Origin of the sequence: Rhodococcus sp. SGAir0479 (genome assembly GCF_005484805.1) — a bacterium.
Classification (GTDB): Bacteria; Actinomycetota; Actinomycetes; order Mycobacteriales; family Mycobacteriaceae; genus Prescottella.
The window spans coordinates 4,857,016-4,869,964 of sequence record NZ_CP039432.1 but is presented as its reverse complement, the minus strand read 5'-3'; the positions used below and the strand labels follow the sequence as shown (position 1 = coordinate 4,869,964).

Annotated in this window: 17 protein-coding genes, 1 tRNA gene and 1 riboswitch; of the genes, 11 read left to right on the top strand and 7 right to left on the bottom strand. The window is 69.9% G+C overall.

Going from position 1 to position 12,949, the window contains the following annotated elements; translation table 11 throughout:
- Window positions 1-208: 208 nt before the first annotated feature.
- Window positions 209-634: an HIT family protein gene (locus tag E7742_RS22560; protein WP_137800981.1), complete on the top strand. Its 426-nt coding sequence runs from the start codon at window positions 209-211 to the stop codon at window positions 632-634.
- A 6-nt stretch (window positions 635-640) separates the two neighbouring features.
- Here E7742_RS22560 and E7742_RS22555 read toward each other — a convergent pair whose 3' ends face one another.
- The gene (locus tag E7742_RS22555) at window positions 641-2,035 is read right to left on the bottom strand and encodes a sensor histidine kinase (RefSeq protein WP_137800980.1); all 1,395 of its coding nucleotides are present in this window, start codon (window positions 2,033-2,035) and stop codon (window positions 641-643) included.
- Between the two features lie 6 nt (window positions 2,036-2,041).
- Window positions 2,042-2,761: a response regulator transcription factor gene (locus tag E7742_RS22550; RefSeq protein WP_137800979.1), complete on the bottom strand. Its 720-nt coding sequence runs from the start codon at window positions 2,759-2,761 to the stop codon at window positions 2,042-2,044.
- A gap of 118 nt (window positions 2,762-2,879) precedes the next feature.
- Window positions 2,880-2,940, top strand: a riboswitch (guanidine-III (ykkC-III) riboswitch).
- A 15-nt stretch (window positions 2,941-2,955) separates the two neighbouring features.
- On the opposite strand from E7742_RS22550, the gene E7742_RS22545 reads away from it, so the two are divergent.
- Window positions 2,956-3,270, top strand: a complete 315-nt coding sequence (locus tag E7742_RS22545; RefSeq protein ID WP_137800978.1) for a DMT family transporter — start codon at window positions 2,956-2,958, stop codon at window positions 3,268-3,270.
- Window positions 3,271-3,349: 79 nt separating this feature from the next.
- On the top strand, window positions 3,350-4,126 hold the full coding sequence (locus E7742_RS22540; RefSeq protein ID WP_137800977.1) for an ABC transporter: 777 nt from the start codon (window positions 3,350-3,352) through the stop codon (window positions 4,124-4,126).
- Here E7742_RS22540 and E7742_RS22535 read toward each other — a convergent pair.
- Entirely contained in the window at window positions 4,109-4,828 is a 720-nt protein-coding gene (locus tag E7742_RS22535; protein WP_137800976.1) for a dienelactone hydrolase family protein, read from the bottom strand. The two genes, E7742_RS22540 and E7742_RS22535, sit on opposite strands and share 18 nt — an antisense overlap.
- 237 nt (window positions 4,829-5,065) lie before the next feature.
- On the opposite strand from E7742_RS22535, the gene E7742_RS23680 reads away from it, so the two are divergent.
- The gene (locus E7742_RS23680) at window positions 5,066-5,200 is read left to right on the top strand and encodes a hypothetical protein (RefSeq protein ID WP_302660270.1); all 135 of its coding nucleotides are present in this window, start codon (window positions 5,066-5,068) and stop codon (window positions 5,198-5,200) included.
- A 67-nt stretch (window positions 5,201-5,267) separates the two neighbouring features.
- Here the strand turns inward: E7742_RS23680 and E7742_RS22530 are convergent, their stop codons facing one another.
- On the bottom strand, window positions 5,268-5,873 hold the full coding sequence (locus E7742_RS22530; protein ID WP_137800975.1) for a helix-turn-helix domain-containing protein: 606 nt from the start codon (window positions 5,871-5,873) through the stop codon (window positions 5,268-5,270).
- A 113-nt stretch (window positions 5,874-5,986) separates the two neighbouring features.
- On the opposite strand from E7742_RS22530, the gene E7742_RS22525 reads away from it, so the two are divergent.
- From E7742_RS22525 to E7742_RS22510, 5 genes are all read left to right on the top strand, one after another.
- Window positions 5,987-6,946 (top strand): NAD(P)/FAD-dependent oxidoreductase, encoded by a 960-nt coding sequence (locus E7742_RS22525; protein WP_217497569.1) that lies wholly within the window; start codon window positions 5,987-5,989, stop codon window positions 6,944-6,946.
- Window positions 6,947-6,948: 2 nt separating this feature from the next.
- A complete protein-coding gene (locus E7742_RS22520; RefSeq protein ID WP_137800974.1) occupies window positions 6,949-7,593 on the top strand; it encodes a class I SAM-dependent methyltransferase in 645 nt (214 codons plus the stop codon).
- Between the two features lie 161 nt (window positions 7,594-7,754).
- On the top strand, window positions 7,755-7,940 hold the full coding sequence (locus E7742_RS22515) for an enoyl-CoA hydratase (protein ID WP_137801359.1): 186 nt from the start codon (window positions 7,755-7,757) through the stop codon (window positions 7,938-7,940).
- Window positions 7,941-8,016: 76 nt separating this feature from the next.
- Window positions 8,017-8,193: a hypothetical protein gene (locus E7742_RS23330; RefSeq protein ID WP_175420560.1), complete on the top strand. Its 177-nt coding sequence runs from the start codon at window positions 8,017-8,019 to the stop codon at window positions 8,191-8,193.
- Between the two features lie 130 nt (window positions 8,194-8,323).
- A complete protein-coding gene (locus tag E7742_RS22510) occupies window positions 8,324-9,118 on the top strand; it encodes an SDR family NAD(P)-dependent oxidoreductase (protein WP_137801358.1) in 795 nt (264 codons plus the stop codon).
- Between the two features lie 197 nt (window positions 9,119-9,315).
- Here the strand turns inward: E7742_RS22510 and E7742_RS22505 are convergent.
- A tRNA-Thr gene (locus tag E7742_RS22505) sits at window positions 9,316-9,390 on the bottom strand.
- 83 nt (window positions 9,391-9,473) lie between these two features.
- On the opposite strand from E7742_RS22505, the gene E7742_RS22500 reads away from it, so the two are divergent.
- Both E7742_RS22500 and E7742_RS22495 read left to right on the top strand, forming a co-directional pair.
- Window positions 9,474-9,854: a nuclear transport factor 2 family protein gene (locus tag E7742_RS22500; protein ID WP_137800973.1), complete on the top strand. Its 381-nt coding sequence runs from the start codon at window positions 9,474-9,476 to the stop codon at window positions 9,852-9,854.
- A 1-nt stretch (window position 9,855) separates the two neighbouring features.
- Window positions 9,856-11,325: a threonine/serine ThrE exporter family protein gene (locus E7742_RS22495; protein ID WP_137800972.1), complete on the top strand. Its 1,470-nt coding sequence runs from the start codon at window positions 9,856-9,858 to the stop codon at window positions 11,323-11,325.
- A gap of 15 nt (window positions 11,326-11,340) precedes the next feature.
- Here E7742_RS22495 and E7742_RS22490 read toward each other — a convergent pair whose 3' ends face one another.
- Both E7742_RS22490 and E7742_RS22485 read right to left on the bottom strand, forming a co-directional pair.
- Window positions 11,341-11,574 carry an MbtH family protein gene (locus E7742_RS22490; protein WP_031937199.1) on the bottom strand — a complete coding sequence of 78 codons (234 nt, stop codon included), beginning with the start codon at window positions 11,572-11,574 and terminating at the stop codon, window positions 11,341-11,343.
- Window positions 11,571-12,908: a lysine N(6)-hydroxylase/L-ornithine N(5)-oxygenase family protein gene (locus E7742_RS22485; protein WP_137800971.1), complete on the bottom strand. Its 1,338-nt coding sequence runs from the start codon at window positions 12,906-12,908 to the stop codon at window positions 11,571-11,573. Before E7742_RS22485 ends, E7742_RS22490 begins: the two co-directional genes overlap by 4 nt.
- Between the last annotated feature and the right edge of the window lie 41 nt (window positions 12,909-12,949).

Below are 12,949 nucleotides of genomic sequence, written 5' to 3'. Positions count from 1 at the left end.
GACGCACTCCCTCGGGTGACGGTCCCCCGACCCGGATGTGGCAATGGAGATTCGGTGATGCGACGATCGGGATTCAGTGTGGACCACTGATCGTGATCGCACCTTCCGTTCCGTGATAAACGACGATCACGATCCGCGTCCGCCGGGTGCGCGACGACGACGGCGCCCACCGGTACCGACCGCGGCCCGCGCCGCCTATCCTCGCGGTATGCCTTCAGTGTTCAGCGCCATCATCGCCGGAGACCTGCCGGGTCGGTTCGTGTGGGAGGACGAGGACGTCGTCGCGTTCCTCACCATCGCACCGGTGACCCAGGGCCACACCCTCGTCGTCCCGCGCAAGGAAGTCGACCAGTGGCAGGACGTCGACGAGGAACTGTTCGACAAGTGCACCGCGGTCTCGCGCAAGATCGCGCAGGCCGTCCGCGCGGCGTTCGACGCGCCCCGCGCCGGGTTCCTGATCGCGGGACTCGAAGTGCCGCACCTGCACATGCACGTCTTCCCTGCGTACTCGATGGGCAACTTCGACATCTCGGGCGCGGAGACCGATCCCTCTCCGGAGTCGCTCGACGAGGCCGCCGACAAGATCAGGACCGCGCTGCGCAACCTCGGCCACGGTGAGTTCGTGCCGGCCTGACCGGCCTCACCCTCGCGGCAGCCGCACCCGGAAGGTCGCGCCGGACCCGGGTGCGCTGTCGACCGTCACCGTTCCGCCGTGCGCGGCCACGATGGCCGCGACGATCGACAGCCCCAGGCCGCTGCCGCCGCTGACCCGGGTCCGCGACTCGTCGGCGCGGTAGAACCGCTCGAACACCCGGGTGGCGTCCGATTCGGCGAGGCCCGGACCGGTGTCGGCGACCTCGAACACGACGGCGTCGCCGTCGGTCCCGACGCGCACCGTGACCGCGGCGTCGTCCGAGGTGTGCTGCAGCGCGTTGCCCACGAGGTTCCCCGCGACCTGCCGCAGCCGGGCGTCGTCGCCCAGCACCTCGGCCGGCCCGGAGTCCGGCAGGATCTCCACGGTGATCCGCCGCTGCGGGGCCACGGCCCGCGCGTCGTGGACGGCGTCGGCGGCCACCGCGAGCAGGTCCACCGGGTGGCGTTCGAACGGCCGCTGGGCGTCCATCCGGGCGAGCATCAACAGGTCCTCGACCAGCAACCCCATCCGGGTGGCCTGATCCTCGATCCGGCTCATCACCATCGCGGGGTCCGTCGCCGCGCCCTGCCGATAGAGTTCGGCGAATCCGCGGATCGTCGCCAGCGGCGTGCGCAGCTCGTGGCTGGCGTCCGCGACGAAGCGGCGCATCCGTTCCTCCGACCGGCGTGCCGATTCCTCCGAGGCCGCGGTCGCCGCGAAGGCCGACTGGATCTGCGCGAGCATCCCGTTGAGGGCCGCCGACAGCCGGCCCACCTCGGTGCGCTGGTCCCGTTCCGGCACCCGGCGGTGCAGATCGCCGGCCGCGATGCCGGCCGCGGTCTCCTCGACCTCGCGTAGCGGCCGCAGACTCCGGTGCACCACGACGTACGCACCGAAGCCGAGCACGACCAGAACCAGAGCGCCGATCCCCAACTGCAGCACCACCAGTCGGTCGACGGTCTCGTCGATGTCGGTGAGCTTGACCGCGACGGTGGTGGTGCCCGACGGTGACGCCACGGTCGTCTCCCGCCACCGGATGCCGCTGCCGTCCACCGACCCGACCGTCACCGGGCCGGGATCGTCCACGAGTTCCGGAGTGGCGTCCGTGCTTTCGTCGTTCACCTCCATCCGAACGGACCCGTCCGGTCCGGTGACGCGGACGTAGAACGGGCTGGGCGGACGGTTGGGCCCCGGCTCGGCGAGCGGCGGCCCGATCCGGGGATCGCGTGGCTTGGCCCACCCGTGGGCGGCGTCGAACAGCTGCCGGTCCGTCCGGTCCAGGAGGGAGCGCTCCATCGCGGAGGTCACCGCCACACCGGACGCCAGCAGGCCCGCCGCCGCCAGCAGCAGCAGCGCGGCGACGAGGGTGATCCGCAACGGCAACGCACGCAGGCGTGTCACGGCCGTCTACCTCGGTTCGCGCATCACGTAGCCGACGCCGCGCAGGGTGTGGATCAGGCGCGGGTCGGTGGTGTCGATCTTGCGGCGCAGGTAGGAGACGTACGACTCCACGACCCCCACCTCGCCGCCGAAGTCGTACTTCCACACGTGGTCGAGGATCCGCGGCTTGCTCAGCACCGTGCCGGCATTGACCATGAAGTAGCGCAGCAGCGTGAACTCGGTAGGCGACAGCGACACCGGCTCGCCGGCCTTCCACACCTCCCGGGTGTCGTCGTCGAGCTCGATGTCGGCGAAACGGATGCGCGGCGACTGCTTGTCGGGGGCCCCGTGTCCGGCGCGGCGAAGAATCACGCGCAGACGGGCGACCACCTCTTCGAGGCTGAACGGCTTGGTGACGTAGTCGTCGGCGCCGATGGTCAGGCCGGTCACCTTGTCCTCCACCGCATCTCGCGCGGTGAGGAACAGTACCGGCGCGCCCACCCCGTCGGCACGCAACCGACGCAGCATCCCGAATCCGTCCATCCCGGGCATCATGACGTCGAGGACGAGCACGTCCGGCCGGAACGTCCGGGCGCGATCGAGGCCCTCCGCACCGTTCGCGGCCGTCTCCACCTCGAAGCCCTGGAACCGGAGGCTGACCGACAACAGTTCGACCAGTGTGGGCTCGTCGTCGACGATCAGCACGCGGGCCTGCGGTGTCTCGTTCACACCACCAGAGTCTCCCATCGTCCTGGCGACCGACTGGGCGTTCCCTGGGAGATTCCTGTGAACCTGCCACGGGGTCCGCGGATGGTGAGATCGGCAACCACCACGGCCGGGTGAAAGCCCGGAATTGGTACCGTGGTACCAGTCATTCGACATCCGGACGAGCGCACCGTACCCGGCCAGCGACAAGACGGTGTTTGGAGAGTTGAGACACCATGGCTTGGTTGGTACTCGTCGTGTCCGGCGTGCTCGAGGCGGTGTGGGCCACCGCGCTCGGCCGCTCCGACGGATTCACCCGTCCGGCGCCCACGATCGTGTTCGGCCTCGGACTGATCCTCAGCATGGCAGGCCTCGCCTACGCGATGCGGACCCTGCCGGTCGGCACGTCCTACGCGGTCTGGGTCGGCATCGGCGCCGCGCTCACCGTCACCTACGCGATGATCACCGGGACGGAGAGCACGTCGATCGTCAAGATCCTGCTCATCCTCGGGATCGTCGGCTGCGTGATCGGACTCAAGGCCCTGCACTGATCACCGCGCCGCCGCCGACGCCGCCGCCGCGTCCCGGATTGCCCCGGAGTGACTGTGTGGTGCGGGTTACAGTTAGCGCATGAACCTGGTGTCAGCGATCACGTTCCCGGTCCGGGCCGGTCTCGCCATCACCGACGCGGCGCTCGACGTGGCCGAGACGGCGCTGGCCACCACCCGGCTGGCGCTGTCGAGCACCACCGTCACCGGCGTCGGCGCCGCCACCCTCGCCAATCCCCGCGGGCCGCTGCAACTGGTGCAGCAACTCGCCGCCCTGGCGTCGGACGACCGGCCCCTCGGGCAGGCGCTGCAGCCGGGCGGGCCCCTCGACCGGCTGCTCGCGCCGGGCGGGGTGGTGGACCGACTGACCGCGGACGGCGGGACGCTCGAGCGGCTGTTCGAGCCCGGGGGTCCGCTCGAACGGGTGCTGGCCCCGGGCGGCCCCCTCGACCGGGTGCTCGCCCAGGACGGCCCGGTCGAGCGGCTGCTCGCGCCCGGCGGGTTGCTCGATCGCCTCACGGCCGAGGACGGTCCACTCGAGCGGCTCACCGCGCAGGACGGGGCCGTGGAACGGCTGACGAAGAAGGACGGCATCGTCGACAAGGCACTCGCCGAGAACGGCGCGCTCGAGCGGCTCATCGCCCAGGGCGGCCCGCTGGACCAGATCGTGGCCCTGTCCGAGACGCTGACGTCGCTGGCACCGAACCTGCAGCGGATGAGTGCCAGCATCGACGTGCTGCAGGAGACCGTCGGCATCCTGAGTGCGGCGGTCGGGCCGCTCGGCGACCTGGCCGGGCGATTGCCCGGGCGCTGGCTCAAGAGCGGGCGCGGATCCGACCTCTCACTGGGCCCCGGCTGACAGGTGGGCGTCGAAGAACTCGAAGACCCGACGCCACGCGTCGGCCGATTTCTCGGCGTCGTAACCCATCCCCGCGATCCGCAGCACCGCCGCGGTCGTGGGTCCGGACACCAACCGGTTGGCGAAGCTGTGCCCCACACCCGGGTACGTCTGCACGTCGTGGTCCACCCCGACACGGCCCAGCGCGGCGTCGAGGCGGGCGCCGGCGTTCCACAGCATCGGGTCGCGGGCGCCGTAACTGCCCACGATCGGGCAGGCGCCGCGGAGCGCGGCGTCGAGCCGTCGCGGTAGCGGCCCGTAGAACGGCGCCGACACGTCGAAGCCCTCGGTCGCGAGCACGAGCGCGAAGCCGCCGCCCATGCAGAACCCGACGACACCCACCTTCCCGGTGCAGTCCGGGCGCGCGGCGAGCAGGTCGCGGGCCGCGACCAGGTCGTCCACCGCACGCCCCCGCCCGCCGAGCAGCTCCCGGAAGACCCGGACGACGCAGCGCGTCCGTCCACCCCGCGAGTAGAGGTCGGGTGTCAACGTCAGGTAGCCGTGCTCGGCGACCCGCGCGGTGATGTCGCGGATGTCCCGGCCGACGCCGAGCGCGTCGTGCACCACGACGACCCCCGGCCAGGGCGCAGCCGAGGCCTCCCGCGGCGATTCGAGCACCGCGTCGATCGGACCGTCGGACGTGGGAACCGTAACCGCTGGCATTCCCCGATCGTAGGGACCTCGGTCCCGAATCAGTCCGGGATCGGTAACGATTGCACCGTCGTCCACGCCCGCTTGATTCCGGTTCCATAACCACTCGTCGGAGGCGGCCCCGGGCGGGGTCCGCCTCGCTAGCCTGACGTTGGCGCAGTTGCTCCGGTCCGGAGCCTGTACCGCGGTCAGATCGGTGTCGAAGACGCCGAACCGCACGGATGTACCTGGAAGGCACGGAAGCGTCGAATGAACCACATCTCGAACTCTCGTCAGACCCCCGCGAACGGTCTCCGCACCGGTTCCATCAGCACCGAAGAGATCAAGTCCCGCATCGCGGCGATGTTCGGGGACACCCCCGCCACCGTCCCGCAGGACAAGTGAGGCACGGTCCCGCGAGTCCTTCCCGCAGGACAAGTGAGGCACCGTCCCGCGAGTCCTTCCCGCTTCTTCACTCTCCCGTTTCGTCCAGCGCCGGACGTGCCCGGATGTGCGCGCGTTCGCCCTGGCGTCCGAACAATCCCAGGAACTCGACGGGCTCGGGTCCCGCAGCACCGAACCAGTGCGGTACCCGGGTGTCGAACTCGGCAGCCTCCCCCGGTAGCAGGACCAGATCCTGCTCGCCCAGCACGAGGCGCAGCCGGCCGTTGAGGACGTACAACCACTCGTAGCCGTCGTGCACCCGCACGTCCGGTTCCCGGACCCTTTCCCGCGCACCGGGAATCACGTGCTTGTACGCCTGAATCCCGCCGGGCCGCCGGGTCAGTGGCACGATGGTGCGGTCACCGCGGCGGATCGGCCGCATGTGGATGCGCGGATCACCGGTCGGCGGCGCGCCCACCAGTTCGTCGAGCGGCACCCCGTGGGCCCGCGCCAGTGGCAACAGCAACTCGAGGTTCGGTTTGCGCTGCCCCGATTCGAGCCGCGACAGTGTGCTGACCGAGATGCCGGTGTCGGCGGACAGGTCGGCCAGTGTCACGTTCCGCAGCTGCCGCAGCGCTCGCAGGCGGGGGCCCACCGCGTCCAGGATCCGATCCATGTCGTCGCCGTCGTCCATGCACACCAGCTTGCCACTTCGGCAAACTTTCTTGCCAGTTTCGGCGCATGGTCGGCATGGTGGTGTCCGACGCAGAACGAGAGAACGAGGAGGGCACCGCCGTGAGTGGACAAGTGTCGGACAACTACGACGTCGTGGTGATCGGAGGCGGCGCCGCGGGGCTCGAGGGCGCGTTGATGCTTGCCCGCGCCCGCCGGACGGTGCTCGTGATCGATGCCGGGGACCCGCGTAACGCACCGGCCTCCGGTGTCCACGGATTCCTCTCCCGCGACGGCATCGCACCCGCCGAGCTCACCGCGACGGGCCGCGACGAAGTCCGACGCTACGGCGGGCAGCTGGTCGCGGGCACCGTGACCGATGCGCGCCGCGACGCCGACGGATTCACGGTCGCGATCTCCGACGGCCGGGAAGTCCGGGCGCGGCGGCTGCTCGTGACCACCGGCCTGGTCGACGAGCTACCGGCCGTGCCCGGGATCCGGGAACGCTGGGGTCGCGACGTGCTGCACTGCCCGTACTGCCACGGCTGGGAAATCGGCGACCGGCCGGTGGGCGTGCTCGCCACCGGACCGATGTCGGTGCACCAGGCGCTGATGTTCCGGCAGTGGACGGACGACGTCGTGCTGTTCCGGCACACGGCACCGGAACCCTCCGGTGCAGAACTCGAGCAGCTCGAGGCCCGTGGGATCCGCGTCGTCGAGGGGACGGTGGACTCGCTGCTCGTCACCGACGACCGCCTGACCGGCCTCCGGTTGGCCGACGGCACGGTGGTCGCCCGCGAGGCCCTGGTGGTGGCGCCGCGCTTCGTGGCCCGGACCGACGCCCTCACCTCGCTGGGACTCGACACCGAACTCGAACCGATGTCGGGCGGCCGGTACATCCCCGCCGACTGGTCGGGACTGACCAAGGTGCCCGGTGTGTGGGTGGCCGGCAACGTCACCGACATCAGGGCGCAGGTGCTGGGCGCGGCTGCGGGTGCCGCACTGGCCGCCGTCGCCGTCAACAACGACCTCATTGCCGAGGACACGAACGTGGCCGTAACCGAACTCCGGGCGCGGCAACAGAAGGGAGCCTGACCATGACCGATCTGCCCGAGGTGCTCGACGAGGCGTTCTGGAACGACCGCTACCGCTCGAGCCATCGCCTGTGGAGCGGCAACCCGAACATCAACCTGGTGAGCGAGGTGTCGGACCTGATACCCGGCACGGCGCTCGACGTCGGCTGCGGCGAGGGTGCCGACGCCATCTGGCTCGCGCGGCACGGCTGGACGGTGCACGGCATCGATCTGTCGAGCGTCGCGATCGAGCGCGCGGCCGAGCATGCGACCCAGGCCGGCGCCGACATCGCCGGCCGTGTCACGTGGGAGGCCGCGGATCTGCTGGCGTGGGACCCGGGCGCCACCCGCTACGACCTCGTCACGGCGCAGTACGTGCACCTGCCCTCGGGTCAGCGAGACGTCCTGTACGCCCGCCTCGCCGAGCTCGTCGCGCCGGGCGGCACGCTGCTGATCGTCGGCCATCACCCGTCGGATCTCGAGAACGGTGTCCCGCGTCCGCCCCGCCCGGAACTGTTCTTCGTCCCGGAAGACGTTGTGGCGCTGCTCGACCCGACGGAATGGTCGATCGACACGGCCGCGTCCCCGGCGCGCACCGCCACGCACGGTGACCACGAGATGACCATCCACGACTCGGTCGTGCGTGCCCGGCGCCTCGGCGACGACTGAGGCGGCCCCGCGTCCCTCCGGCCCCCGGCGCGCCCGCGTCGGGGGCCGGACTACCTCAGAACCCGAAACAGGTACTCGAACGGGTAGTTCTCCCGTGTCCCCCGCCACCCCCCGCGAGCGATCCTGAAGTGGTCGAGAAACCGAGTGCGGGAGTGTGGACGATGATGCGTCGCGGGCGCAAGGCCCTCGTGGCCCTGGACAGTGGCGACTGGTGTTTCGCGCGGGTCGTCGGACGACGGCGCGTCGAGCCGGGCGTGCGCGTGCAGCTGCAGGTCGGCGGCACGGGCAGCAAGCTGCCCACCTTCGCGATCACCGACACGGGCGCCGGCGACGGGTTCGCGCTCTAGAATACCGCCCGCGCAATCGGCCCGTATCGGCTACCGTCGCGTCAAGATCACATTTCCGTGGCGGTAGGGGGAAGCCATGAACGGAGATCTCGCGCTGGTCGTCGGCATCTTGCTACTCGCGCTGGGGGCGGCCGGAACGCTCGTCTCGATTCTCTTCCTGGGGGTCTTCTTCGGCCAGTGGGCCATGGCGGTCTCGGTGCTGTTCGTCGTGGTGGGAGTCGTGGGGGCACTGCTGATCGGCAGCAACAGCTGACGGCCCCGAGCGCCGCCGCGGCCGCCGTTCTTCTCCGACCCCGCTGAGGTCTCCCCCGAAATCTGGGAGCATGGCGCTCAGTGGTCGTCCGCACGAGCGGCACACCCACGTCGGCGAGGGGACAACTCTCATGCACATCGATCTGTCGGGCCGTACCGCGCTGGTCACCGGCTCCACCCAGGGCATCGGCCACGCCATCGCCGTCGGCCTGGCCGGCGCGGGCGCGCGCGTCGTCGTCAACGGCCGAAACGAAGAACGTGTCGACGCGGCGCTCGACAGCGTGCGTGCCGCCTCCGGCAGCGACGAGGTGACCGGCGCCGTCGGTGACCTCGCGACCGCCGACGGCGCCGCCGCCGTCGTGGACGCGCAGCCCGCGGTCGACATCCTGGTCAACAATCTCGGCATCTTCGGTGCGGCCGCGCCGTTGGAGATCGACGACGACGAGTGGCGCCGCTACTTCGAGGTCAACGTGCTCTCCGCCGTCCGGCTCATCCGCGCATATCTGCCCGGGATGAAGGAACGCGGCTGGGGGCGCGTGCTCGACGTGGCCAGCGATTCGGCCGTGGTCATCCCGGCCGAGATGATCCACTACGGCATGACGAAGACGTCACTGCTCGCGGTGAGCCGTGGGTTCGCCAAGGATGCCGCCGGCACCGGCGTCACCGTGAACTCCGTGATCGCCGGACCCACGCACACCGGCGGCGTCGAGGATTTCGTCCGCCAGCTCGTCGGTGACGAGCTGCCGTGGGACGAGGCCCAGCACAAGTTCATGATCGAGCACCGGCCGCAGTCGCTGCTGCAGCGACTCATCGAGCCCGAGGAGATCGCCAACCTCGTCGTCTACCTGGCCTCGCCTTTCGCGTCGGCGACCACCGGCGGCGCCGTGCGCGTCGACGGCGGCTACGTCGACTCGATCCTGCCCTGACCCGACCGCCGCGGCGGGCTCCGGTCCCGCGCGGGCAGGCGGCTCGACGTGTCGGACCCCGCGCGTATTCTGGGAGCCGCGGCTTGGGGGAAGCAAGCCGCCGGACGCCCCGGGTAACCCCCGGGGCGTTCTCGTATTGCGCGCGCGGGCGATGAAAAAAGCCCCGCCGGCGACGTCGCCGACGGGGCCTGCTTTCGTGGAGCCCCCTGTCGGGATTGAACCGACGACCTTTCGCTTACAAGGCGAGTGCTCTACCACTGAGCTAAGGAGGCAGGCGAGCGCGCCCATCATATCCACACCCGACAGTGGTGCGCGTAACCGTGCCGCGACCGCCCGTTTTGGCTAGCGTTGTCGCATGCGCATCTCGGAGATCGCCACCGTTCTCGCGTGGCACGACGCTCTCAACGATTCGGATATCGAGACGCTGCTCGCGCTCTCGAGTGACGACATCGAACTCGGCGGTTCCGAGGGCGCCGCCCAGGGGTTGACCGCTCTCCAGGAATGGGCCGGCTCGGCGGCCCCTACACTGGTCCCCGGCCGAATGTTCATGCACGACGGTGTCGTCGTGGTCGAGGAGCAGGCCACCTGGGCGTCGAAGCCCGGCGAGTCCCGCACGGTCGGCACTTCCTTTCGCGTGGTGCACGATCAGGTGACCGCCGTCTTCCGGCACGACACACTCGAAGCGGCACTGGAGGCCACCGATCTCTCCGACAAGGATCTCGTCACCGACATCTGACGTGCGCAAGTTCGCGGCCTCGATCGGCAGTCTGGTCAAGGATCGCCGGGCGACGGTCGACACGGTCACAGCGGCCCCCACACCGCTACAGCCGATCGACCTCACCGACGACGCCCGCGTCGCCGAGGTTCTCGACCTCGCTGTGCGCATCGGCGACCTGCTGCTCGCGTCCGGGACGTCCGCGATGGACACCGCCACGCAGGTCCGGTTCGTCGCCGCCACCTACGGTCTGGCCCAGTGTGACGTCGATGTCACCTACAACTCGATCGTCGTGTCGGCGCACCGCGGACCGCTCATCCCCCCGGCGAGCACGATGCGCATCGTGCACTACCGGTCGATGGACTTCACCCGGCTCGCGGCGGCCGACCGCCTCACCCGCCGGATCCGGCTCGACGCGATCACTCCGGCCGAGGCCCACGCCGCGCTCGATGCGATCGTGCGGGCGCCGCACCCCTACAACCGCTGGGTCGCGACGCTGGGGTGGGCCGGGCTGGCCGGGACCGTCGCGGTGCTGCTCGGCGGCGGACCGCTGGTCACGATCGTCGCGTTCCTGACGACGGTCGTGATCGACCGGGTCAACCGCGTCCTCAACCGGTTCGGGCTGCCGTACTTCTTCCAGCAGATGACCGGCGGGTTGATCGCTGCCACACCGGCCACCGCCCTGTACACGATCCAGGACCATCTCGGGGTCGTGATCAAACCGTCGCAGATCATCGCGGCCGGGGTGGTGGTGCTGCTGTCCGGGCTCTCGCTCGTCGGCTCGGTGCAGGACGCGATCACCGGGGCGCCCATCACGGCGTCGGCCCGCTTCTTCGAAGTCGTGATGATGACCGGCGGCATCATCGCCGGTGTGGCGCTCTCGCTGCGGGTCGCGACCGCGCTGGGCGCCGATCTGCCCGTGATCAGCAACGCCGCGCAACCGGACCTCACGCAGCTTCCGGTGAAGGTGGTCGCGGGCGCGCTGGCCTCGGTGTTCTACGCGCTGGCCTGCTACGCCGAGCGGCGCGCGCTGACGGCGGCCAGCCTCGGCGGCGCGGCCGGTCTGCTGTTCTTCGTGCTGGCGCAGAGCGCCGGCATCGGGCCGGTGATCTCGTCCGCCATCGCCGCCACGGTGATCGGCTTCGCGGGTGGTCTGATGGCTCGTCGCTCGCTCACCCCGCCCCTGGTCGTGGCGGTCGCGGGTATCACGCCGCTGCTGCCGGGCCTGTCGCTGTATCGCGGTCTGTACGCGATGTTGAACGACGAGGTGATCCTCGGGCTCACTGCGTTGCTCGGGGCGTTCGGTATCGGCTGCGCGCTGGCCGCGGGGGTGACCCTGGGCGAGTGGGGCGCGCGGACACTGCGCCGCCCGCCTCGGATGCGCCGCACCCCGGGCATGCGTCGAAACACGACGCTGCGCCGCCCGCGATTCGGACGACGCAGCGTGGTGATGAGCAATTCCATGTCCGACGCCCCGCCCAAGGTGGGGTGATCGGACCGGAATTTCCTATTTGCCGGCGTTCTTCTGATCCTGCTCCATGGCCTCACGCAGGCTCTTGGGCCGCATATCGGTCCAGTTCTTCTCTACGTATTCGACACAGGCCTGACGCGAATCCTCACCGAACACGATCCTCCAGCCCTGCGGGACCTCGGAGAACGTGGGCCACAGCGAATGCTGGTCCTCGTCGTTGACCAGCACATAGAAACGGCCGTCTTCGTCGTCGAACGGATTGGTGCTCATCTAACCTCGCTTGTCGCGTACGGGTTGTCTTCGTTCAGCCTAGCAAGGCCGCCCCGGATATCTCGATGAGCGAGAATCGAATTGAGAATCTCTCCCGCGCGGATCGCGACATTCGACAGCAATGACGCCGTCAGCCCGTGGGTCTTCTCCGTACCGCCCTGCAGGTAGACCCCTGCCCGGACGTCCGGATCGAGCGCAAGGCGGTAGTCCCGGCCCACGCCGCGCTCGATAGACACACCGGGCACCGACGCGCCGAAGACGGCGCCGATCGGGGTGGGCTCGAACCCGGTGGCGAGCACCAGCGCGTCGCACATCAGCGTGTCGGTGAGGCCGTCGAGGGCGCTGTGCACGTGCACCTCTATGCCGTCGGGGGTCTCGCTCGTCGCCCGGATCTCCGACGCGCGGCGCATGAACAGCCGCCGCTGTCCCCGCACCCGCTCCTGATATTCGGTGGCGTACAGCTCGTTGATCAGCTCGATGTCGACCACCGAGTAGTTGGTGCCGCGGTGCAGCGCGAGCAGGCGGGCGCGTTCGACGGCCGGGGCGGCGTGCAGTTCGTCGACCGTGCCGGGATCGAAGATCCGGTTCGCGTAGGGACTGTCGTCGGCCGGACTGAACCCGAACCGTGAGAAGACGCTGTGGACCTCCGCCTCCGGGTAGCGGCCGTGCAGGTAGTGCACCACCTCGGCGGCGCTCTGTCCCGCGCCCAGCACGACGAACCGCTGGTGAACCGGCTGCGGCATCTCCGCGATCCGGAACAGGAACTGGTGGTTGTGGAAGCAGCGTGCGGACGGCGTCGCCCACTCCGGCAGCCGTTCCCGCAATCCCGCACCCACCACGACATTTCGGGCACGGACGGTGGTGCCGTCCGCGAGGACGACCTCGAACAGCTCCACGGCCTCGCCGCCCTCGACACCCTCCACGCTCGCGACGGTGGTGCCGTAGCGGACGTCGGCGTCCACGCGGGCCGCGGCCCAGCGCAGGTAGTCCTGGAACTCGACTCGGGTGGGGAAGAACGTCTGGTGGTTGACGAAGTCGACCAAGCGGCCGCGCTCGTGCAGATACGAGAAGAAGCTGTAGCCGCTGCGGGGGTTGCGGAACGTGACGAGATCCTTGGGGAAGGCGATCTGCATGGTCGCCCCGTCGAGCAGCATCCCGCGATGCCAGCCGAACTCCTCCTGCTTCTCGAAGAAGCGGGCGGTGACCTTCTCGGTCGGCGAGCACTCCGCGTTGTGTTCCTCGATCGCGATCGCGAGTGCGAGGTTCGAAGGACCGAACCCGATCCCGACCAGGTCGAGAATTTGCTCGTCGTCGGCTCGTCGACTGTCAGTCATCGCTCATGTCCGTCCGTCCTCGTAGCGCTGTCGATCACCAC